General features: G+C 46.8%; 20 protein-coding genes. 17 read left to right on the forward strand and 3 right to left on the reverse strand.

Features of this window, described 5'->3' with window-relative positions; genetic code table 11:
- The first annotated feature begins 238 nt into the window (after positions 1-238).
- The 6 genes from H9L42_RS12650 to H9L42_RS12675 all read left to right on the forward strand — a co-directional run bounded on the left by H9L42_RS12650 (position 239) and on the right by H9L42_RS12675 (position 5,533).
- Entirely contained in the window at positions 239-517 is a 279-nt protein-coding gene (locus H9L42_RS12650; protein ID WP_187303769.1) for a NifU family protein, read from the forward strand.
- A gap of 127 nt (positions 518-644) precedes the next feature.
- Complete coding sequence (locus tag H9L42_RS12655; protein ID WP_346726319.1) at positions 645-2,120, forward strand: 4-hydroxyphenylacetate 3-hydroxylase family protein; 1,476 nt, start codon at positions 645-647, stop codon at positions 2,118-2,120.
- A 100-nt stretch (positions 2,121-2,220) separates the two neighbouring features.
- The gene (locus H9L42_RS12660) at positions 2,221-2,487 is read left to right on the forward strand and encodes a hypothetical protein (RefSeq protein ID WP_187303771.1); all 267 of its coding nucleotides are present in this window, start codon (positions 2,221-2,223) and stop codon (positions 2,485-2,487) included.
- Between the two features lie 29 nt (positions 2,488-2,516).
- Positions 2,517-3,833, forward strand: coding sequence for an acetyl-CoA hydrolase/transferase family protein (locus H9L42_RS12665; protein ID WP_187303772.1), 1,317 nt, complete (start codon positions 2,517-2,519; stop codon positions 3,831-3,833).
- Positions 3,834-3,904: 71 nt separating this feature from the next.
- Positions 3,905-5,029 carry a 4-hydroxybutyrate dehydrogenase gene (locus H9L42_RS12670; RefSeq protein WP_187303773.1) on the forward strand — a complete coding sequence of 375 codons (1,125 nt, stop codon included), beginning with the start codon at positions 3,905-3,907 and terminating at the stop codon, positions 5,027-5,029.
- A gap of 147 nt (positions 5,030-5,176) precedes the next feature.
- Positions 5,177-5,533, forward strand: coding sequence for a DUF4190 domain-containing protein (locus tag H9L42_RS12675; RefSeq protein WP_187303774.1), 357 nt, complete (start codon positions 5,177-5,179; stop codon positions 5,531-5,533).
- A gap of 115 nt (positions 5,534-5,648) precedes the next feature.
- Here H9L42_RS12675 and H9L42_RS12680 read toward each other — a convergent pair whose 3' ends face one another.
- Genes H9L42_RS12680 through H9L42_RS12690 form a run of 3 tightly spaced genes read right to left on the reverse strand, consistent with a single transcriptional unit; the run spans position 5,649 to position 6,927 of the window.
- Positions 5,649-5,963 carry a DMT family transporter gene (locus H9L42_RS12680; RefSeq protein WP_187303775.1) on the reverse strand — a complete coding sequence of 105 codons (315 nt, stop codon included), beginning with the start codon at positions 5,961-5,963 and terminating at the stop codon, positions 5,649-5,651.
- Positions 5,964-6,326 (reverse strand): DMT family transporter, encoded by a 363-nt coding sequence (locus H9L42_RS12685; RefSeq protein ID WP_187303776.1) that lies wholly within the window; start codon positions 6,324-6,326, stop codon positions 5,964-5,966.
- Positions 6,319-6,927: a TetR/AcrR family transcriptional regulator gene (locus tag H9L42_RS12690; RefSeq protein ID WP_187303777.1), complete on the reverse strand. Its 609-nt coding sequence runs from the start codon at positions 6,925-6,927 to the stop codon at positions 6,319-6,321. The genes H9L42_RS12685 and H9L42_RS12690 overlap by 8 nt, the downstream gene beginning before the upstream one ends.
- Before the next feature lie 214 nt (positions 6,928-7,141).
- Between H9L42_RS12690 and H9L42_RS12695 the strand changes: the two genes are divergently transcribed.
- From H9L42_RS12695 to H9L42_RS12745, 11 genes are all read left to right on the forward strand, one after another.
- Positions 7,142-7,957, forward strand: coding sequence for a DUF975 family protein (locus H9L42_RS12695; RefSeq protein WP_187303778.1), 816 nt, complete (start codon positions 7,142-7,144; stop codon positions 7,955-7,957).
- Positions 7,958-8,006: 49 nt separating this feature from the next.
- The gene (locus H9L42_RS12700; protein WP_187303829.1) at positions 8,007-8,288 is read left to right on the forward strand and encodes a cysteine-rich small domain-containing protein; all 282 of its coding nucleotides are present in this window, start codon (positions 8,007-8,009) and stop codon (positions 8,286-8,288) included.
- Between the two features lie 103 nt (positions 8,289-8,391).
- Positions 8,392-9,498 (forward strand): ATPase, encoded by a 1,107-nt coding sequence (locus H9L42_RS12705; RefSeq protein WP_187303779.1) that lies wholly within the window; start codon positions 8,392-8,394, stop codon positions 9,496-9,498.
- A gap of 58 nt (positions 9,499-9,556) precedes the next feature.
- Positions 9,557-10,759, forward strand: coding sequence for a carboxylate--amine ligase (locus tag H9L42_RS12710; RefSeq protein ID WP_187303780.1), 1,203 nt, complete (start codon positions 9,557-9,559; stop codon positions 10,757-10,759).
- 16 nt (positions 10,760-10,775) lie between these two features.
- A complete protein-coding gene (cuyB, locus tag H9L42_RS12715; protein WP_187303781.1) occupies positions 10,776-11,507 on the forward strand; it encodes a cysteate racemase in 732 nt (243 codons plus the stop codon).
- Complete coding sequence (locus H9L42_RS12720; protein WP_187303782.1) at positions 11,497-13,011, forward strand: Mur ligase family protein; 1,515 nt, start codon at positions 11,497-11,499, stop codon at positions 13,009-13,011. Before cuyB ends, H9L42_RS12720 begins: the two co-directional genes overlap by 11 nt.
- A 215-nt stretch (positions 13,012-13,226) precedes the next feature.
- The gene (locus tag H9L42_RS12725; protein ID WP_187303783.1) at positions 13,227-14,672 is read left to right on the forward strand and encodes an APC family permease; all 1,446 of its coding nucleotides are present in this window, start codon (positions 13,227-13,229) and stop codon (positions 14,670-14,672) included.
- Between the two features lie 102 nt (positions 14,673-14,774).
- A complete protein-coding gene (locus H9L42_RS12730; RefSeq protein WP_187303784.1) occupies positions 14,775-16,196 on the forward strand; it encodes an APC family permease in 1,422 nt (473 codons plus the stop codon).
- A gap of 1 nt (position 16,197) precedes the next feature.
- A complete protein-coding gene (locus tag H9L42_RS12735; protein ID WP_187303785.1) occupies positions 16,198-18,171 on the forward strand; it encodes an ATP-binding protein in 1,974 nt (657 codons plus the stop codon).
- Positions 18,152-19,522 carry a sigma-54-dependent transcriptional regulator gene (locus H9L42_RS12740; RefSeq protein ID WP_187303786.1) on the forward strand — a complete coding sequence of 457 codons (1,371 nt, stop codon included), beginning with the start codon at positions 18,152-18,154 and terminating at the stop codon, positions 19,520-19,522. Before H9L42_RS12735 ends, H9L42_RS12740 begins: the two co-directional genes overlap by 20 nt.
- 99 nt (positions 19,523-19,621) lie before the next feature.
- Complete coding sequence (locus H9L42_RS12745; RefSeq protein ID WP_187303787.1) at positions 19,622-21,031, forward strand: DUF4825 domain-containing protein; 1,410 nt, start codon at positions 19,622-19,624, stop codon at positions 21,029-21,031.
- Positions 21,032-21,082: the final 51 nt, after the last annotated feature.

Here is a 21,082-nt window from a genome sequence, read left to right on the forward strand (position 1 = left end):
GAAGTGGATGAATAGATAGATTCTATCATTCCGAGCTATTAAATTCCACCCACCTTGTTTAGAATTAATAACTTCCATGTGCACCGAAGAACGGGTGGATGTTACTTTTACAAGTTACTTTTCCTGAAATAAGACAAACTTTTAGCTATTATCCACTTGAAAAAAGAAGTGGATCGAGATATAATCAAAACTGTAAGGCATTAACAAAAAACAATGAGTGGTAAGGGAGACGTGAGAGATGAACACAGAAGAACAAATTCAAAAAGTTCTGGAGGAAAAGGTGGATCCGATTCTGGCAGAGCATTTTGGAGGAGCGGTGCTTACCGGATTTGAGAATAGAATCGCAAAAGTAAGATTGACAGGGGCCTGCGCGTCATGCCCGTCTGCCCAGTATACAATTGAGGATATCGTAAAAGCTGCGGTAATGGAAAATTGCGAAGGGGTAGAGGATGTGGAACTTGACACATCTGTCAGTGATGATTTGCTGGATATGGCAAAGAAAATTTTGCGGAAATAATTGGTATGTTAACAGATGCAATTTGATGGTATAAAGATTGCATAGGTTATAAAAGGTTAATGCTAGGGTCGGACACAACAATGAAAATGAAGCGGTTCGGTCCTAAGAATAAAAAAGGAGTGATTTTATTATGCTAATGACAGGAGAACAGTACATCGAAAGTTTGAGAAAATTAAAGACACGGGTTTACATGTTTGGTGAAAAGATCGATAACTGGGTAGACCATCCGATTATCCGTCCGTCCATCAACTGTGTTGCCATGACTTATGAACTGGCCCAGGATCCGCAGTACGCTGACCTGATGACAGCAAAGTCCAATCTGACTGGAGAAACTGTTAACAGATTCGCACATCTTCATCAGAGCACAGATGACCTGAGAAAAAAGGTTAAGATGCAGAGACTTCTCGGACAGAAGACTGCTTCCTGTTTCCAGAGATGCGTAGGTATGGACGCGTTTAACGCTGTATTCTCCACTACCTATGAAACAGATAAAAAGTATGGCACTCACTATCATGAAAACTTCAAAAAATTCCTGGAAATGGTTCAGAGAGAAGACCTGGTAGTAGACGGCGCTATGACTGACCCGAAGGGTGACAGAGGACTTCCGCCTCATAAGCAGAAGGATAAGGACCTGTTCTTACATATCGTTGAAAGAAGAGAAGACGGTATCGTAGTAAGCGGTGCGAAATGCCACCAGACCGGTTCCATCAACTCCCACTGGCACATCTTCATGCCGACTCAGGCAATGAGAGAAGAGGACAAAGATTTCGCAGTATCTTTCGCATGCCCGACTGATGCAGAAGGTATGTACATGATCTACGGAAGACAGTCCTGCGACACAAGAAAAATGGAAAAAGACAACCAGATTGACGTTGGTAATCCGAAGTTCGGAGGACAGGAAGCGCTGGTTGTTCTGGATAACGTATTTATCCCGAACGAATACATCTTCCAGGCTGGAGAATATGATTTTGCCGGCATGATGGTAGAAAGATTCGCCGGATACCACAGACAGTCCTACGGCGGATGTAAAGTAGGTGTAGGCGACGTTCTGATCGGCGCTGCTGCTCTGGCTGCAGAATACAACGGAGCTCAGAAAGCTTCCCACATTAAGGACAAGTTAATCGAAATGACTCACCTGAACGAAACTCTGTACTGCTGCGGTATCGCATGCTCCGCAGAAGGATGGAAGACGGAAGCTGGAAACTACCAGATCGACCTGCTGCTGGCAAACGTATGTAAGCAGAACATCACAAGATTCCCGTATGAAATCGTAAGACTGGCAGAAGATATCGCAGGCGGACTGATGGTAACAATGCCGTCCGAAACAGACTTCAAGTCTGACCTGAAGGTTGGAAGAAACGGTGAAACAATCGGTGAAATCTGCAACAAGTTCTTCGCTGCTTCCCCGGCATGCACGACGGAAGAAAGACAGAAGCTGATGAGACTGATCGAGAACATGTGTCTGGGTGCTGCCGCTGTTGGATACAGAACAGAATCCATGCACGGCGCTGGTTCTCCGCAGGCTCAGAGAATCATGATTTCCCGTCAGGGCAACATCGAAGGAAAGAAACAGCTGGCAAAGGATATCGCTGGCATTAAATAAGCTTAGGCAATGTAAGAATAGGCCGCTGTGGGCATTCCGTGGCGGCTTATTTTTTAGCGAGAGAAAAAGGAATATTTTAACATAAAGGAGCTATTGGCAAATGAAGTGCGGAGTAAGATTTTGCGGGGGATGCAATCCCCAGTATGACAGAGGCAAGGCTTTTGAAGAGATAAAAAATCAGATAAAGGATGTTGACTTTGTAAACGCGGTAGAAGGCGTTCCACACGATTTGCTGCTGGTGATCGGCGGCTGCAGCAGTTGCTGTGCCGGATATGAACAGTTTGAGACAAAAAACGGAGTCCTGAAGATGTGGAATAAAACCCATATCGAAAGGATCTGTGATGAAATAAATAAAAAAAAAGATTAGTTAATGTTGAAAACGGAGGATGCAAAACAATGGACTGGAAAGAAATTTATGAAAGCAGAAAATGCTCTGCGGATGAAGCGGTAAAAAAAATTCAGTCAGGTGACCGTGTTCTGTTTGCTCATGCGGTTGCGGAACCCCAGATTCTGGTAGACGCGATGGTAGCGAACAAAGATCTGTATAAAGATATTACCGTATCCCACATGGTAACTCTGGGAAAAGGTGAATATTCCCTGCCTGAAAATCATGATGTATTTACATTCGAAGGCTGGTTTACGAGCCCGAGCACAAGAAAATCTATTTCTCAGGGACATGGTGAATTTGTTCCGGTATTCTTCCATGAAGTACCGAGCTATCTGAGAAGAGGAATTTTCCATGAAGACGTGCTGCTGGTTTCCGTATCAGAACCGGATGAGCACGGATTTTGTAATGTAGGTGTTTCTTCCGACTACACGATGCAGGCGATTAAATCCTGCAGGACTGTCCTGGCTGAAGTGAATGATCAGGTTCCGGTAGTATTCGGAGATACCTTCGTACATGTAAGTGAAATCGACGCGTTTGTTGAAAATTCACATCCGCTTTATGAAAGCAAGCCGGCGAAGATTGGACCGGTGGAAGAGGCTATCGGTAAGAACTGTGCATCCCTGATTGAAGATGGTTCCACTCTGCAGCTTGGTATCGGAGCGATTCCGGACGCTGTACTGTCCCAGCTGGGAGAGAAAAAGCATCTGGGTATCCATTCCGAAATGATCGCGGACGGCGTTGTTGATCTGTATGAAAAGGGCGCCATCGACTGCAGCCAGAAGGGAATCGACGAAGGTAAGATGGTTGTCACTTTCCTGATGGGTACAAAGAAGCTGTATGATTTCTGCAACAAGAACCCGATGGTAGAGTTAAGACCAGTCGATTATGTAAATCATCCGGAAACGGTTGCCAAATTAAAGAACCTGGTATGTATCAACGCGTGTGTTCAGGTGGACTTTATGGGACAGATCGTATCCGAATGTATCGGAACCAACCAGATTTCCGGCGTAGGCGGTCAGGTTGACTTTGTTCGCGGTGCCGCGATGTCTCATGACGGAAAAGGAAAAGCGATTATCGCAATGCCGTCTGTAACCATAAAGAAAGATGGTACAAAGATCTCCAAGATCGTTCCTTATATTGACCATGGCGCTGCGGTAACGACTTCCAGATGTGACGCGGACTACATCATCACGGAATATGGTATCGCGGAAATGAAGGGAAGAACCCTGAAAGACAGAGCAAGACAGCTGATCAATATCGCGCATCCTGACTTCAGAGATGAACTGAAGGAACAGTTTGTAGAACGGTTTAAAGATGAATTTTAATGTCTGAAAGACATTTGATTGTATATTATTGCTTATGTTAAAAAGAGAAAAAAGAAAAGAGAGGTAACATTATGCAAGCTTTAAGAGTAGTACCTGCAATCCATTATTTTGACACATTTAAAGAATTCAACGACGAATTCAAACTGGGAAAAGGCGACATCTTAGTTACAAACCAGTGGATGTATGATCCGTATGTAAAGCCGCTGGGCATTGATATTCCGGTAATCTACCAGGAAAAATATGGTGCCGGCGAACCGACGGACGAAATGATGGACGCTATGAAAGTGGAAATGGATAAATATGAATTCGATCGCATCATCGCTTTCGGCGGCGGTACAATCGTTGACATTTGTAAAGTACTGGCATGCGAAATTCCGGACAAAGTAGCGGATCTGTACACCGGAAAAGTAGCTCCGAAGAGAATTAAAGAGCTGATCGTAGTTCCTACAACTTGCGGAACCGGTTCTGAAGTAACAAATGTTGCGGTAGCTTCGATTCCTTCTCTGGATCTGAAGAAAGGTATTGCGGACGAACAGACTTATGCGGATACTGCAGTTCTGATTCCGGAATCCCTGCAGGGACTGCCGGATAAAGTATTTGCGACTTCTTCCGTAGACGCTCTGATCCACGCGGTTGAATCCTTCCTGTCACCGAAAGCTTCTCCGTTTACAGAAATGTATTCTGTAAAAGCGATCGAAATGATCATGAACGGATACAAGACGATCATTGAAAGAGGCGGAAACACTGCGGATAACAGAAAAGACCTGCTGAAGGACTTCTGCCTGGCTGCGAACTATGCTGGAATCGCCTTCGGCAACGCTGGATGCGCGGCGGTTCACGCCCTGTCCTACGCTCATGGCGGAGCGTTCCATATCGCTCACGGCGAAGCGAACTTCATCTGCTTCACAGAAGTATTCAAGATGTACATGAGAAAGAAACCGCAGGGCAAGATCGAAATCGTAAACAAGATGTTCGCGGACGTACTGGGCTGCGATGTTGCGGATGTATATCCGGCTCTGGACGAATTCTTAGGCAAGATTCTGGAAAAGAAACCTCTGAGAGAATACGGCATGACTCCGGATCAGGCTGCTCCGTTCGCGAAGTCTACAATTGACAATCAGCAGAGACTGCTGGGCAACAACTATGTAGAACTGACAGAAGCGGAAATCAAAGAAATCTTTGATAACCTGTACTAAAAATAAGTGAGTTTTGCTATGGCCCCGGGATTAAGCTCCGGGGCCATAGTTATTTTTTTGTGCAGCAGTTCCAGATATAGAAAAGGTGTTGTATCCAACTCCCATATTTTGTGGTATAATAAAAGAAAAGAGACAGGGGGCGATGATATGGATACTAGAACAAGAGACGAGAAACGGGAAATTAACCTGGCAAACGAAAACGAAGAAGTTGAAACAATCATCGAAGAAATGGAAGAAGCAAAGGGTAGCGTATATAGGCAGGCAATGAATGAAAAAGCGATTGTTTCTTTCACATTAGGAATTCTCAGCATTGTTTTTATCTGGCTGTTCCTTTACGCGTCTCCGGTTATGGGAGTTGTAGGAATTTTTTTCGGAGTGCAGGGAAGAAAAGAAGGTAAGAAGACCATATATGGTGGAAACGGCATGGCGACCGCCGGACTGGTATGTTCCATTGTAGGGTTGGTGGTGTCGCTGGTGAAGATTTTCGTTTGGATTTTCGCGTAAGCGAGGGATTTTACTTCCGGATAAGGAGAGTCTCCTTATCCGGAAGTAATTTTGAAGCGATAAGAGGCAACAAAAAACTCTCCCTGAGAGGACAGGGGGAGTTTTTTCTATACTCTTAAGATGTCAGTTTTAAGCCAATGACCGCTATAATAATGAAGGAAATAAACAGGATCCGTTTCCAGTCTTTGGACTCCTTAAAAAGGAGCATTCCTACAAGCGTCGCACCAGCCGCGCCGATTCCCGTCCAGACCGCATAGGCGACCCCCATGGGCAGGGTCTGAAGGGAGAGATTCAGAAGGGTAAAGCTGAAGGCGAACCCGATGAAAAGGGTCGCGAAAGAACGCAGCGTTTTTGCTCTGGCCACTCCATTCATACCGATGACCCCGACGATTTCAAAAATCCCCGCGCAGATTACAAAGACCCATGCCATTTAGCTCACCCCCTCTGCTTCTGGAAGATTAGCCGTTTCGGCAGTCGGCCTGTGGGTAACGAGTTTCAGCCCGATTACGCCTGCCAGCAAAAGCGCGATGAAAAACACTTTCAAAAAGCTGAAAGATTCTCCGAATACAAGGGTATCCACTACATTAGTACCTGCGGTGCCGATTCCGGTAAACACCGCGTAAACCGTAGCCGATGGAAGGGACTCCATAGCCTTAATCAGCACAAAGAAGGAAGAGGCCAGCAGCAGGATGGTCAGTACCCATTCATACCATGCATCGGAATGCTTTAAACCGATTACCCAAAGAATTTCGATAATGCCCGCCGCATAGACGAGCAGCCAATGTTTATTCAATTTCTTTACCTCCCAAATTTCGATTAGAAATACCCCGCCAGTAAACGGGCCATGATGTCTCCAGTCTTTTTTGCAGGCGGATTTCACCCCCGTAGACCATTTCAATGTAGATGCTGTCCAGGATTCCAAGGTAAGCGGAAACCGCGGTTTCCTCCTGGATATCAGAAGCGAGCACGCCTTGCCGCTTCGATTCCCGGAAAAGCGGAAGCAGCAGCGCTTCCAGCTGATCCCAGTAATTATAAAAATGATGGAGCGCGGCTTCTTTCAGATGCTCCGGCGGATATAGAGAGCTTCGTATGAGAAAGCGCGTGGAGTCGCAGGTCTGATATCGCCGGATAAAAGTTTGCAGCAGGGAAAACAGCAGTTCTTTCAGGTGAGAACCGGAACGGTTTTCAAGCTGCCCGGTTATGTGTTGCAGTTCATTCTGAAAGACATCCGGAAACATTTGGAGAAACAGTTCGTCTTTATTTTTAAAGTAGGTATAAAGAGACTGTTTTTTGATCCCCGCGTCACCGGCGATAGCGGCAAGGGACGCGCCGTCATATCCTTCTCTGGCAAAATGACGGATAGCGGATTGTCTGATTTTTTCGATTGTCGTCATAGCTAAGCACCTTCCTTCCGAACGTTCGTAAGGAAATCCTAGCATAGAATAAATATGATGTCAAGCGGAAGTTGAAACGAAAAACAGAGTTTTGGCATGACGGTTAGAGCCCCCTTCTTTTCCATACTCTTGACACTTCCGATCCTCTTATGATACCATTAGACTCGACAATGAATAATCGCATAGAGATTGAAATCAAGGGGGAAAGCAAGACATGTACAATATCATTATTACAGAGCCGAGCAGCAACCTGCGGAGACTGGGAAGGAACTCGCTGGCGGGAAAATGGCAGAGCGCGATTATCGCGACGTTAATCTATCAGATTTGTATTACCCTTCCGGCGTTAATTCTGGATCAGGTATTTGGAAAGACGCTGGCAGAGCTTTATGGAAATATGTATTACGATTCATCCTATGAATTTGGAGCGAATGTCATAGCAGGAATCAGCAGCAGCGCGGAAAAGGTTTCTACCATGTCCGGAGTCTATGTGTTCCTGGTAAGCGGCGCTTTTACATTTGGAATCAGCCTCTTTTTCCTGAACCTGTTTCGCAGGAGACAGACGGAAGCGGCGCAGGTGTTTTCCGGGTTTGAGTACTTCTTCAAGACACTGGGGCTCTTTTTCGTAATGAGCGTGTTTATCTTTTTATGGGGCCTGCTGTTTGTCGTCCCGGGAATTATCGCGGCGATCCGCTATAGCCAGGCATTTTTTATTCTGGCGGATGATCCGGGAAAGGGAATTATGCAGTGTATCAGTGAGAGTAAAATGCTGATGCGGGGGAATAAAGGAAAATTTTTCTGTATGGAATTGTCCTTCATCGGTTGGATGCTACTGACGACTTTTGCTGTAGCTCTTGTCAGTAACCTTCTTGAGGCAATGATTGGAGCCGGAGTTGTGATGATTGTTATCAATTGGATCCTGAATCTGGCAATCTGCTGGGTCATGGCATATATGACGGCAACGGAAGCGGCTTTTTATGAAATCCTGACCGGAAGACTGAGAGCGGGAACGCAGGGAGCCGGGCAATTTTAACGGGTAATGAATAAGGAGGGACTTTGTGAGCAAAGAAAAAGAGATTGAGATGCAGGAATCCGAGACAGTGGAAGAACCGAAAAACTTTAAATTCTTCAGCCATAGGGCATGCGAATTCTTTCCATGCCACGCGGTAAAAGACCCGGAGAGCTTTAATTGCCTGTTTTGTTACTGCCCTCTGTACGCGTTGGGGGAAGAATGCGGCGGGAATTTTCAGTATACAGAAAACGGGGTAAAGGATTGTACAAACTGTCTGATTCCCCATAGTCCGGGCGGATATGACTATGTGACGGAGCGTTTTTCGAAGATTGTGGAACTGATAAAAAAATAAAATCGCGGAGGCGGACGGTTTCGACGTCCGCTCTTTCTTTTTTGGAACTTGAAAAAGCCCTTTTGCATAAGATAGGAGAAGAAATGTAAAGGGGGAATTTTGGTTGAACGGTAAAATCAGGCACATCTATCCCGGAGGCAATACGCCGGAAGGTTTTTTCTCCTATTATTCGTACATAATGGGACAGCAGGAAGCCAACCGGATTATCTGTCTGAAAGGTGGTCCCGGAGTGGGAAAATCCACATTCATGCGTAAAATCGGAGAGCATTTTGTGGAAAAGGGCGAGGATGTGGATTTTTTATGGTGTTCTTCGGATCCGGGGTCCTTAGATGGGATCGTTTTGAAAAAACGAAGAATTGCTATGATTGACGCGACCAGCCCGCATATTGTGGATCCTGTCAACCCGGGGGCAGTAGACAGTATTGTTCATTTGGGGGAATTCTGGAACGGCGAGGCACTGAAAAAATGCAAAAGTCACGTACTGGAGAGCAATGAGAAAATAAAACGGTGGTTTGAATATGCTTATCATTATCTGGCAGCCGCGGGAAATCTTTATGATGCCTTAGCGGATATTTATGAGGATGCTCTGGAAGACGGGGAGTTGTATAAGAAGGCGGCAGAGATTATCGGTGAGGAGATGGGGCACAAAGAGATCGCTTTAAATCCGGGATGTATAAAAAAGCAATTCGCAAGCGCGATTACCCCCGCTGGTGTACAGCACCATTTGGAATCTCTCATTGATGGCTACCGGCGAATCTATATGATTACAGCGCCGGTGGGGATGAGCAACGCGAGGCTTTTGAACCTGATTGCGGAAAGCGCGCTGTACAGAGGAATGGATATTGAGGCCTACTACTGTCCTATGAAACCGGAGACAAAGCTGGAACACCTGTTGGTTCCTCAGATTGAAACAGCATTTGTTTCACTGAATTCCTATCACGATCTGGATCCATGGGAACGGCCGGAAGAGGTAAAACTGATTGACGTAAATGATATGATGGACTGGAGCAGAACGGAGGAGGCTGGAGCGTTAGCCGCTGATTGTGAACGCAGAATGGAAGAATTGTTAAATGAGGGGGTTCGCTGCATTATACGGGCAAAGAAGGAACACGATCGTCTGGAAAGTTACTATATTCCCAATATGGACTTTAAAAAAATAGACGGGCTCAGGGATGAAATCATTGGTAAAATAGAGAGAAACGTATTATAATATAACATAAGGCTTTCGAGCCGGGAAGAACAATACAAAAGCAAATAAGGAGATTACAATGGATAAGAAGTTTGTACCATTACTTTTTGCCGGAGATATAAATGTATGCAGTGTGGCAAGAGCGTTTCATGAACAGTACGGGATAGTTTCCAGCGCCTATGGAAAGTATCCCACCGGCCCCTGCATGGACAGTAAAATTATAGATTATAAAGCAAATGAAAAGGCGGACGAGCAAGACACGTTTCTGCGGCTCGTGACTGATTTCGCAGAGGCACACAAGGATGAGACAGTACTTCTCATCGGCTGCGGAGACAGTTATGTGCAGCTTGCCAGCCGCAACAAGGATAATTTTCCTGAAAATGTAATCGCGCCTTATATTGATGTGGATCTGATGAATGATCTGATCCACAAGGAAAAATTTTATGCCATGTGTGAGAAGGCAGGCGTCGATTACCCTACGACCTATGTCCATAAAAAGGAGATGGGCCTGTATGTAGAGGCTCCTTTTGAGGGCCCTTACATTGTAAAGCCGTCAAACGGGATTGAATACTGGAGACATCCCTATCCTACCCAGAAAAAAGTTTATAAAGAAGATACCTGGCAGGATGTTCAATGTGTACTGGGAGATATTTACGGATCCGGATACGAGGACTCGGTGATCATTCAGAATTTTATACCTGGAGACGACACCTATATGCGGGTACTCACCAACTATTCGGACAAGCATGGAAAGGTGAAAATGATGTGCCTGGGTCATGTGCTGCTGGAGGAACATACGCCTCACGGACTGGGAAACCACGCGGTCATTATTACAGAGCATAATGAAGAACTCCAGCGCCAGTTTAAAACGCTTTTGGAAAATATTGGCTATACAGGATTTTCTAATTTTGACATCAAATATGACCAGAGGGACGGAAAGTTTAAGGTTTTTGAGATTAATACCCGGCAGGGAAGAAGCAATTACTATGTGACCGGGGCAGGAGCAAATATTGCGAAACTTCTTGTGGATGATTATATTCTGGACAGGCCACTGGAATTCAAAGCCGTGGAAAATGAGCATATGTTCACCGTTGTGCCCAAAAAAGTGGCGTTCACTTATATACGGCCGGAAGAATATCAGAAGAAAATGCGGCAGCTGTATGCGGAGGGAAAGGTCTCCAACCCGCTGATTTACAAGCCGGACAGGAGCCTGATTCGCAGGCTGCGGGTGTTTAAGAATATGCACCGGCATCATGCCGCTTTTAAGAAGTATTATAAGTAAGAGTTTGGAGAAAGGGATGAAAGATAATCAGAAAGTGCTGGGTGTAATCGGAGGAATGGGGCCTCTGGCTACACAGCTGTTTTACAAAATGGTAATTGAACATACAGATGCCCATTGCGATCAGGAGCATCTCAATATGGTCATTTTAAATCATGCGACCATGCCGGATCGCACGAAATCTATTCAGAGCGGGAAGCTTGAAGGACTGCTCAATGGACTGACCGAGGACGCGAAGACGCTGGAACTTTGCGGAGCGGATTATATCGCGATCCCCTGCAATACGTCTCATGTTTTGATCAGGCAGCTGCAGGAAAACACAAGGACCCCAGTCATCAACATGATCGAAGCCGCGGTTCGAAAGGTTCAAAGAGTCTATGGAAAAGGGGCGAAAGTGGGAATTATGGCCACAGACGGAACCATAGAGATTGGACTTTATCAAAAGGAATGTGAAAAACAAGGACTGCAGCCGCGTATTCCGTCGCCGGAAAATCAAAGGAAAGTGATGCGGGTTATTTATGACGGGATTAAGAATGGCGGCCCTGTTAACTATGATGATTTTGAAGACGCGGAACGCCAGTTCCGCGATGAGGAATGCGACTGCGTGATTATGGCATGTACAGAGCTTTCCTGTTTTAAAATTCAGTACGAGCTGTCCGATTATTTTGTAGACGCGATGGACGAGCTGGCACTGGAGTCGCTCCGGCTTTGCGGGAAAAAAATCAGGAGGAAAGATGAAAATGATAGATAGACTGCACTTATTGCGGGAATATGTAGAACTGCTGAAAAATTACGGCCTTGTTGCCGAAACAAATTTGACGGAAGAACTGCTGGACAAAAAGGTGAATTATGTCTCCTACAATTCTCAGGATGTCCGGTACGATACGCTGTTCATCTGCAAGGGAGCGCATTTTACGGTAGACTATCTGCTGAGCGCTCTGGAGGAAGGCGCGTTTGCCTATATCAGCGAGGTGAAATATGACAAAGAGGCGCCGGACGCTCCGTATATTATTGTAAATAATATGCGTAAGACCATTGCGCTGGCGGCCGATCTTTTTTACAATCAGGTTTGGAAAAGAATTACAATTACTGGAATTACCGGTACAAAAGGAAAATCAACAACCACCTATTTCATGCGTTTTATTTTAGACGAATACCTGAGAGCCCAGAAAAAGCCGCTCAGCGCAGTTATTTCCGGGATTGACAACTACGATGGGGTGATTAACGAGGAATCTCATCTGACAACGCCGGAAGCGCTGGATCTGCACCGCCATTTTGACAACGCGGTCAAAAGCGGAATTGAATTTCTTACCATGGAAGTATCCAGTCAGGCGCTGAAATATGACCGGACCATGGGGGTTACGTTTGATGTGGGATGCTTTCTGAATATTGGAATTGATCACATCAGCGGGGTAGAGCATCCGGATTTTGAAGATTATCTGAAATCCAAGATGATTTTGTTCAGCCAGTGTAAAACCGCCTGTATTAATCTGGAAAGCGACTACGCGAAGATGGCTCTTGAAGCGGCGGATGGTAAAGCGCAGCGGGTTCTGACTTTCGGCCTTCGGCCGGAAGCGGATATTTACGGATATGACGTGGAACCGGGAAGGAAAGGAATCTCCTTCCGGGTAAAATGTGACAGCTTTGATGAGGAATTCCGAATTGGAATGACGGGGCTGTTCAACGTACAGAACGCCCTGGCGGCGATTGCTGTCAGCTATGCCCTGAATATTCCGCTGGAATATGTGAAGGCAGGACTGAAAAAAGCGAGGGTCAGCGGCCGAATGGAAATTTATACGAGCCGGAGCGGAAATCTCGATGTGATTGTGGACTATGCCCACAACCAGATGAGTTTTCAGTCGCTGTTTGAATCCACCAGAAAAGAATATCCGGGGAAAAAAATTTCCATTGTATTCGGATGTCCTGGGAAAAAGGCATTCGGACGCAGGAAAGAACTTGGAGAGCTGGCGGGAAAATACGCGGATAAAGTCTTTATTACCGAAGAAGATGCCGGAGAAGAGCCGGTAATGAAAATTTCAGAGGAAATCGCCGGCTATGTGAAGCCATTTGACTGCCAATGCCAGATTATTGTGGACAGAGAAGAGGCGATCCGTCAGGCGATTGAAACCGCGGATGACAATACGGTAGTTCTCATTACCGGAAAGGGAAGAGAAACTCGGCAGAAGCGAGGTACTCAATATATTGATACGCCGTCAGATGTGGAATATGTGGAAAAATTCCTGGCGGAAAAATAAAGCTGGAAATAAACTTCATAAAAGAAGCTTTGAATTGGAAATTAATTTCCAATTCAAAGCTTCTTTTCTTTTTTTGCAAACTTGAGCGCGCAGGAAAGGACTGTAAATTTCAATGGCAAAGTGGAATTTTTTTAAAATTTTGATTATGGCATGAATTTTGTATTTTAAATAGGCGTACGCAATTATTCTATATTCTATCGAAGGAGGACTTAATCATGAGTCAAGGAGGAAGACAAGAACTTCAAAGATCACTCAAGATGAAGGATGTTCTGGCCCTGGCATTCGGTACGATGATCGGATGGGGCTGGATCATGCTGGCAGGTTCCTGGGTAGGGAACGGCGGTACAATCGGCGCGATTCTGGCCTTTGTACTGGGCGGTATTATGGCAATTTTCGTAGGTCTGACCTATGCGGAACTGACTCCGATGCTGCCGCTGGCAGGGGGCGAATTGGTGTTTTCCTACAGAGCCATGGGCTACAACGCGTCCTGGTTTACAGGATGGATGATTACCCTGGCTTACATTGGAGTAGCCGCCTGGGAGGGACCGGCGCTGGCAAACGCGCTGGGATTCTTATTCCAGGGACTGCTTCCGGAACTGGGAGTGCTGTACGAACTGCAGGGATCCGAAGTGACCGGTATGTTCCTGCTGATCGGATGCGTTGGTTCCGTTATCATGACAATTCTGAACTACAGAGGAGCGAAAGCTTCCGCGATTTTCCAGACTACTGCAACAGTTGCGATGGCGATCGGCGGAATCGCGTTTTTCGTCAGCAGCACAGCAACCGGCACCATGGAAAATCTGCAGCCGATGTTCACAGACGGCGCTGGCTTTACCGCTGTTGTACTGGCAGTACCGGCGATGTTCGTAGGATTTGACGTAATCCCGCAGGCCGCGGAAGAAATGAACATCCCACTTGGAAAAATCGGAAAAGTTATGATTATCGCAATCGTTATGGCGGCAACCTGGTACATTATCATGATTCTGGCGACCGCGCTGTCCACACCGGGAGATGTTCTGGCAGGATACAACGCGGATCCGAACTGCGTACCGGTAGCTAACGCGTGGGCATACGCGATGGGAAGCCCGGTATTCGGCAAGATCATGATTATCGCCGCGATGTGCGGAATCCTGACCTCCTGGAACGGATTTATCGTAGGCGCTTCCAGAGTATTATTCTCCATGGCGAGAGCGCACATGCTGCCGGGTGTATTCGCGAAAGTTCATCCGAAATACGGCTCTCCGACAGTTGCTATCCTGATGGTAGGTATCATTACCTTCCTGGCACCGTTGCTTGGAAAGAGCGCTCTGAGCTGGTTTGTTAACGCGGCTGCTTTCGGAACCGTTGTGGCATACTTCATGGTATCCCTCTCCTATCTGGTTCTGAGAAAGAAGGAGCCGACACTGGAACGTCCGTTCAAAGTAAAGACCGCAGGTGTTCTGGTTGGATTCCTGGCCGTTCTGGTAGCGCTGTTTATGATTTCCTTGTATCTGCCGATTTACAGCCCGACTCCGCTGAAACCCATCGAATGGGCTCTGGTTGGCGGCTGGCTGATACTGGGTGTCATCCTCTTCATTGCCAACAAGTGTTCGGCAAATGGAAAGGCTACAGCCGAAGAAGTGGAATTCCAGATGTTCGGAGACGAATATAAGAGATTTTAGAATTATTCTTTCAAAAGGAAACAAGATTCAGTATAATAAGGTAGTGGGCAGAACGCTCACTGCCTTATTATATTTTTATTGTTTGGTTGAGAAAGGTGCGGTATGGAAGGACATCGCAATTCGTTAAGTAAGGTACTGGGAAGGACGGATGTTCTGGCAATCGGATTCGGAACCATGGTTGGATGGAGCTGGGTGATGCTGGCGTCTACCTGGCTGACACAGGCAGGGTTCTGGGGAACCATTCTCGCGTTTCTGATTGGCTCCCTGATTATCCTGGGGGTTGGAGCGCTCTATGGGGAACTGACTTCCGCATTGCCGCAGGCAGGCGGAGAAGTTGTATATATGTATCGGGCGATGGGCGGAAAAGCGGCCTGGCTGGTGGGATGGGTGCTGGCGTTTGCTTATCTGGGCGTAGCGGCCTGGGAGGGAATCGCGCTGGCCACCGCGCTGGATTCGATTCTACCCATCGGGCTTTATCTGCCGCTGTGGGAGATTGCGGGATATACGGTACATCTTTCCTGGGCGATAGTAGGGATGCTGGGAGCGGTTATTATGCTTCTTTTGAATCTTTTTGCCAGCAGACCGGCTGTTCTTTTTCAGGTGATGGGAACCGCGGCGATTGTTCTGGTAGCGCTTCTGCTTTTGTTCGGCGGCTTGACATTTGGCGGAATGGAAAACGTGGGAGAAAGCTTTGGAAGTCTTGACGGGTTTATCTATGTGTTTTTAATGATTCCTTCCATGCTGGTGGGATTTGATGTATTGCCCCAGTCCGCGGAAGAGATGAACATTCCTCCGAGGGGCGTTGGGAAAATGGTGCTGGTTTGTATTGTTTTCAGCGTTTCCTGGTACCTGATTATTATTGTGGGGCTGGCCTTTTCCGCTCCTCTGGAAGTGCGGATGTCCGGCCTTATCCCGGCGGCAGATGTTATTTCCTACGCGTATGGAGATGATTTTTTCGGATCCATTCTTGTACTGGGAGGAATGCTGGGAATTCTGACTTCCTGGAACGGTTTTTTTATGGGGGCGACCCGGCTGCTTTTCGCTATGGGAAGGGCTAAAATGCTTCCGGCGGTTTTTGGTGTGGTGCATCCGAAGTATCGGACTCCCTGGGCAGCTACGCTTTTGGTGGGAATTGTCTGTATCGCGGCGCCGCTTCTGGGACAGAACGCGCTGCTGTGGTTCGTGGATATCAGCTCTTTCTGCGCGGTTTTCGCGTACTGCTGTGTCTGTATGTCTTTTGTAGTTCTGCGGAAAAAAGAGCCGGAACTGGCGCGCCCGTTTAAAGTGAAATATGGAATGCCTTTGGGAGTGTGCATGACAGGAATTACGATTCTTTATTTTATTATTTATGTGCAGGATACACTTACCAATCGGAATTCTTTCAGCGAGATGCTTCTGTTCCTTGTCTGGATGGCGCTGGGAGCGGGACTGGCTCTCCGGACCCGGAAAGATTTCGGCAGAATCAGCCGCGAGGAGAGAGAGGTGCTGATCTTTGGCGAGAAAATGGCAAGAAGGAGGCAGTAGAATGCGGCAAAAACGAAAAGATGTGATACTCATTATCATTTTGATTGCCGTTATTTTCGCGATCCTTATTTATTCCGGCACAACGGATTCCGTTAAGATTATTTCGAGTGAAAAGGAAAAAGTAACTTTTAACCAGCGGGAACGCGCGCTAATACGGGAAAAAAAGACAATCACGCTGCGGATTGACGAACGTCTGTCCTATTTTGATACAGGGTTTCTGGAGGACTATCTGAACTCTGTGCTGGACGTTTCCGGGCTGCGCGTCCGGATTACAGATAATCCGAAGAACGCGGACGCTGCGCTTGCGGTAGTCGATGAAGCGCTCCGGGAACAAGAAAAAAACATGGATTTTACATCCCCGCTCTTTCAGGTGGAGGGAAGCCTGTTTGTGCGGACCGACGCGGATACTTCGCGCCGGCTGGATGGAATTTGTCTGAAGGGGATGCTTACCGATGAGGAAAAACGGGCTCTTTCCTATAATGGGCAGTCCATACGCCTAAAGGAGGCAGATTCTGTGAGAGAGGTTGTTGCCCTTGCCGAGGAGGAAGGAGCGGACTGCATTCTGGGGGATCAGACTGCCGTTGTTTCCGTCTTGAAGGAGAAGGGAATTCTGCAACAGTATGAAGATATCAATACGGATTTTACGAAACAGAATGTATGTATTCTGATCGAGGCTACAAACCCGTTTCTTTACAGTATTGTCAATAAATCTATCCAATGCGCGGATCGAAAGCAGCTGATGGTGCAGGCCCAGGAAAAGTGGTTCGGGATTTCCGAGCCTCTGGTGGAGGACAGTCGGTACGGAGATATGGCAGCGCTGCTGCTCATCGTTTTTGCGGCAGTCTTTTGTACGTTCTTTGTATATTATCAGTCAAATAAGAATTTGTACAGCGAACTGACGGAGAGGATGAAGCAGCTGGTTGCCAGCAAGCAGGAGATGCAGACTACATTTAATAGCGTATCTTATTATATGGCGGAGCTGACACCGGAAGGCGTTATTTTAGATATTAACCGCGCTTTTTTAAACTATGTGAACCGGGAATGTATGGGGAAAGATATCACAGAAGTTCTGCAGTTTCCGAGGAAGATGCGGGAGGAACTCCAGGAAATGCTGCGTTATACGGGAAATACCGGGAAGAGAGCATCCAGAGAAATTACGATGAAGAGGCAGATCTTGGAGGTAAACGTGTTTCCTATTATGAGCCCGAAAGGCGAGGTGGAAAAGCTGCTGTTTATGGCCAGCGATGTGACTGGCGTGCGGATGGCAGAGCGTCAGATGCTGCAGGATAATAAGATGATCGCGGTAGGCCAGCTTGCCGCAGGAGTCGCTCATGAAATTCGAAATCCGCTGGGTGTAATCCGCAATTACTGTTATGTGCTGAAAACAATGAAAGATGAAAACTCTCAGGCACAGGCGGTGCAGGCCATTGAAAAATCCGTGGATACAGCGGGTAATATTATTGACAACCTGCTGAACTTTTCGAGAGTTTCCTCAAAAGTGAAAGAAGAGGTTCCGATTGTGGAGCATATTAACTCCGTAATTTCTCTGAATAAGGGACTGATAAAGAAAAAGCAGATTTTTATTTCCGTTCAGTGCGAGGAGGATTTTCCGGTACGGATGGCAGTGGAGTCCTTCGATATCATTTTGATCAATTTGGTATCTAACGCCATTGACGCTATGGATCAGAATGGAAAACTGATGGTTCGCGTACAACGCCGGGAGGGGGAGTTTTGTGTGGAAGTGTCGGATACGGGAACCGGAATCGAAGAAGATATTCTGGACGATATTTTCAATCCGTTTTTTACGACAAAGCGTACGACAGAAGGAAACGGACTGGGGCTGTACATCGTCTATAATGAAATACAGAAAATGAACGGGCAAATTAAAGTGACAAGCAAAGTGGGAGCGGGAACAACCTTCAGGGTGATCCTGCCTCTCGGAATGGAGGACGCGGATGAACAGAGAAAACTTTAATATTCTAGTTGTAGACGATGAAAAGGATTATTGCGATGTATTAAAAATGATTTTGACCGGAAAGGGATATAAGGTGGACACCTGCGGGAACGGCCAGGAAGCAGTGGAAAAGCTGGAAAAAAAGTCGTTTGATCTGGTGATCACGGATCTGTGCATGCCGGTGATGGACGGAAGGCAGCTGCTGGAAGAAATCAAAAAAAGGGACTGGGATACGGAAGTGATTATGCTGACCGCTCACGGAACCATTGAGAAAGCAGTTGACGCCATGAAAGCGGGGGCGTATTCATACGTTACAAAAGGGCGTGATCCGGAAGAACTCTTTATGGAGGTTCGCAAACTTCGGGACGCGAGGAAAATGAAAAGGGACAATGCGATTCTCAAAGAAAAGTTGAACGGCAACTTTATGCTGGAAAGCAGAAATAAAAAATATCGGCAGATGATGGAGCTGGCGGAGCGGGCGGCTCAAAGCGATTCCAATATTCTGATTCTGGGAGAGTCAGGAACGGGAAAGGAAGTGCTGGCTTCGTTTATCCATCAGAAAAGTAAGCGAAAAGAAGCCAACTTTATGGAGCTGAACTGCCAGGCGCTGTCGGAGTCCATCCTGGAATCTGAATTGTTCGGCCATGAAAAGGGAGCGTTTACCGGAGCGGATCGGCGCAGAATCGGGTTGTTTGAAGCGTCTAACGGTGGAACCTTGTTTCTGGATGAAATAGGAGGCGTTTCCGTGAACTTACAGGCTAAGCTTCTGAAGGCCATTGAGAATAAACAGATCTACCGTCTGGGGAGCAGTACGCCCATCAATGTGGATTTCCGTCTGATTACCGCCACCAACCACAATTTGCGGAAGGATATGGGTGATGGATCCTTTCGAGACGATTTGTTTTATCGGATCAGCACGATTGTGCTGGAACTGCCGCCTCTCCGGGAACGGCCGGAGGATATTCCTTTGTTTATTCAGTATTTCTTTGATAAATATCAGCGCGAGATGAACAAACGGATTACGGATGTGGAGAATTCCGTAAAAGAACTGTTGGCAGGCTATTCCTATCCGGGAAACGTCCGGGAATTGAAAAATATTATCGAGCGTCTTGTAGTGCTTTCGGAGAAAGGAGAAATCCGGGAAGCTTATTTGCCTTCCGATGTTGTAAAAAATCAGAGAACCGCGCGGCAAGTGCAAAGTGAAGCGATGGATCTTACGATTTCCCTCAAAGAGTACCGCGGAAAAGTGGAGAAAGCGTATATCGCAAGTCTTTTGGAACGTTATCCGAAAGATATGAATAAAGTGGCGGAAATTCTGGATATTTCCAGGAGACAGCTGTTCAACAAGCTGGTAGAGTATGAACTGAAATAGGCGGAGCTTGCATATTCCGCCTTCTTTTGTTATAATATAAAAAATGTGTGAGTATTCAAAAAAAGAAAGGGAGCGGCTTGACGCCGCGGGGTGAGCGTAATGAAGAAACGTGTTTTTGTGTTATTTTGTTTTTTGGCGGCAATGCTTCTTACTGTCTGCGGCTGCGGCAGTTCTTCGGATAAAGATACTGCGTCAGAGCCGGAGACTGTAAAGGAGAAAGTTTACTACGCAGCCTTTGAGGTGCCGAAAGGCTGGAAGGAAAAAATGGTGGAGCCATATCCTTCTGAGGCAAAGTTCTACCAGTACGATGGAGAGGGCTCCTATACGGTCAGCTTTGTAAAAACAGACAGTATTGACACCCTTGAGAAGGAATGCGAGGAGCTTCTGTTCGCTCCGGTTTCCGATCTTGAAAAAACGGAAGGGATCCAGGTGGAACGAAAGGATGCGGAGATGGGAGGCCAGCCTGCCAAACAAATTGTGGTTACCTTTAAAGCAGACGGCGATCTGAGAAAAAAAGATCATAAATGGATTATAACCGGAATGGAGACCAGGATTGGGGCCTACTTTGTTCAGGGCACAGGAATTAATTCGGAAAAGAGGCAGGCAGCCTACGATGAGGTGCTGGATTCCTTCACTATCACCGATAAAATGGATGAGGAAGTGTACGCGCAGAATACCGGTCAGGCAGGAGAGCTTCTATTTCCGCTGTCCGGATGGGTAACCCGCACGGAAACATACCTGGGCATGGTTTCCTACAGTACGGAGGAGGATACGATCCGGCTGATTCCTCTGAAAGAGGACGAAACCGCCGATGAAGCGATTAACCGGGCTTACCGGGAAAATGATTTCTATGAGGCGGAAAGAGCCTGGGCCAAAGAAGTGAAAAACAAGACTATTGATAAGGGAAAAGTGGTGCGGATGAAAACTTCGGCAGGAGGAGAGTCAAACAGAACCTCGATAACAGGTGCCTATATTCTGAATATCGCTCAAAATCAGGAAGGAAAGGATGTCTGTGTGGTCCTCTCATCTTATGAAAAACAGAAAAAATTCCCATATCCGGAGATGCTGCGGTCTTTTCAGAGCGCGGAGCTGGCTATGGAAAGGGTGAATACACTTTGGGAAAACCGGACGAAGTACGCGGGTGATAACAGCAAGGCGCGGACGCTTTCCGACGGGGCAGGCTTTGGCGATTTTGGAACATATACGATAAAGCTGGTTACGGAGAAAGAGCCCTACGGCATGATTCTCCAGTATGAAAAGCCCCTGTCAGTGAAAACGGAAGAACAGAGGGAACAACAGAGGGAACAACTTACCCGTCAGGCCGGTATCGTGCTGGGGCTTGTGGAGAATCTGGAGTTTGTAGAAATTCAGAGCAATGGGGAAAAACTGCGGGTTACCGAGGATGACGCCAACTGCCTGCGGAACCGGAATATTAAAAAGCTGGGGCAAGAGAAGGCGCAGCTTACGGATTATGTACTGGAAGGAATGTGGAATGGATCGGCGCTTTGATAGGGCAGACTAAGGAACGGAATATCGAAAAAAAGCCGGAGGCCGTCTTTA

It is taken from the genome of Zhenpiania hominis (assembly GCF_014333425.1).
In the GTDB taxonomy this organism is placed as follows: Bacteria; Bacillota; Clostridia; order Peptostreptococcales; family Anaerovoracaceae; genus Hominibacterium; species Hominibacterium hominis.

Excerpts from the sequence above, each read along its gene's own strand:
- H9L42_RS12690 (WP_187303777.1), bottom strand. The coding sequence starts at position 6,927 with ATGACGACAATCGAAAAAATCAGACAATCCGCTATCCGTCATTTTGCC.
- H9L42_RS12680 (WP_187303775.1), bottom strand. The coding sequence starts at position 5,963 with ATGGCATGGGTCTTTGTAATCTGCGCGGGGATTTTTGAAATCGTCGGG.
- H9L42_RS12675 (WP_187303774.1), top strand. The coding sequence starts at position 5,177 with ATGGATACTAGAACAAGAGACGAGAAACGGGAAATTAACCTGGCAAAC.
- H9L42_RS12720 (WP_187303782.1), top strand. The coding sequence starts at position 11,497 with ATGATAGATAGACTGCACTTATTGCGGGAATATGTAGAACTGCTGAAA.
- H9L42_RS12740 (WP_187303786.1), top strand. The coding sequence starts at position 18,152 with ATGAACAGAGAAAACTTTAATATTCTAGTTGTAGACGATGAAAAGGAT.
- H9L42_RS12670 (WP_187303773.1), top strand. The coding sequence starts at position 3,905 with ATGCAAGCTTTAAGAGTAGTACCTGCAATCCATTATTTTGACACATTT.
- H9L42_RS12745 (WP_187303787.1), top strand. The coding sequence starts at position 19,622 with ATGAAGAAACGTGTTTTTGTGTTATTTTGTTTTTTGGCGGCAATGCTT.
- H9L42_RS12695 (WP_187303778.1), top strand. The coding sequence starts at position 7,142 with ATGTACAATATCATTATTACAGAGCCGAGCAGCAACCTGCGGAGACTG.
- H9L42_RS12710 (WP_187303780.1), top strand. The coding sequence starts at position 9,557 with ATGGATAAGAAGTTTGTACCATTACTTTTTGCCGGAGATATAAATGTA.
- H9L42_RS12725 (WP_187303783.1), top strand. The coding sequence starts at position 13,227 with ATGAGTCAAGGAGGAAGACAAGAACTTCAAAGATCACTCAAGATGAAG.
- cuyB (WP_187303781.1), top strand. The coding sequence starts at position 10,776 with ATGAAAGATAATCAGAAAGTGCTGGGTGTAATCGGAGGAATGGGGCCT.
- H9L42_RS12735 (WP_187303785.1), top strand. The coding sequence starts at position 16,198 with ATGCGGCAAAAACGAAAAGATGTGATACTCATTATCATTTTGATTGCC.
- H9L42_RS12730 (WP_187303784.1), top strand. The coding sequence starts at position 14,775 with ATGGAAGGACATCGCAATTCGTTAAGTAAGGTACTGGGAAGGACGGAT.
- H9L42_RS12660 (WP_187303771.1), top strand. The coding sequence starts at position 2,221 with ATGAAGTGCGGAGTAAGATTTTGCGGGGGATGCAATCCCCAGTATGAC.
- H9L42_RS12700 (WP_187303829.1), top strand. The coding sequence starts at position 8,007 with ATGCAGGAATCCGAGACAGTGGAAGAACCGAAAAACTTTAAATTCTTC.
- H9L42_RS12650 (WP_187303769.1), top strand. The coding sequence starts at position 239 with ATGAACACAGAAGAACAAATTCAAAAAGTTCTGGAGGAAAAGGTGGAT.
- H9L42_RS12665 (WP_187303772.1), top strand. The coding sequence starts at position 2,517 with ATGGACTGGAAAGAAATTTATGAAAGCAGAAAATGCTCTGCGGATGAA.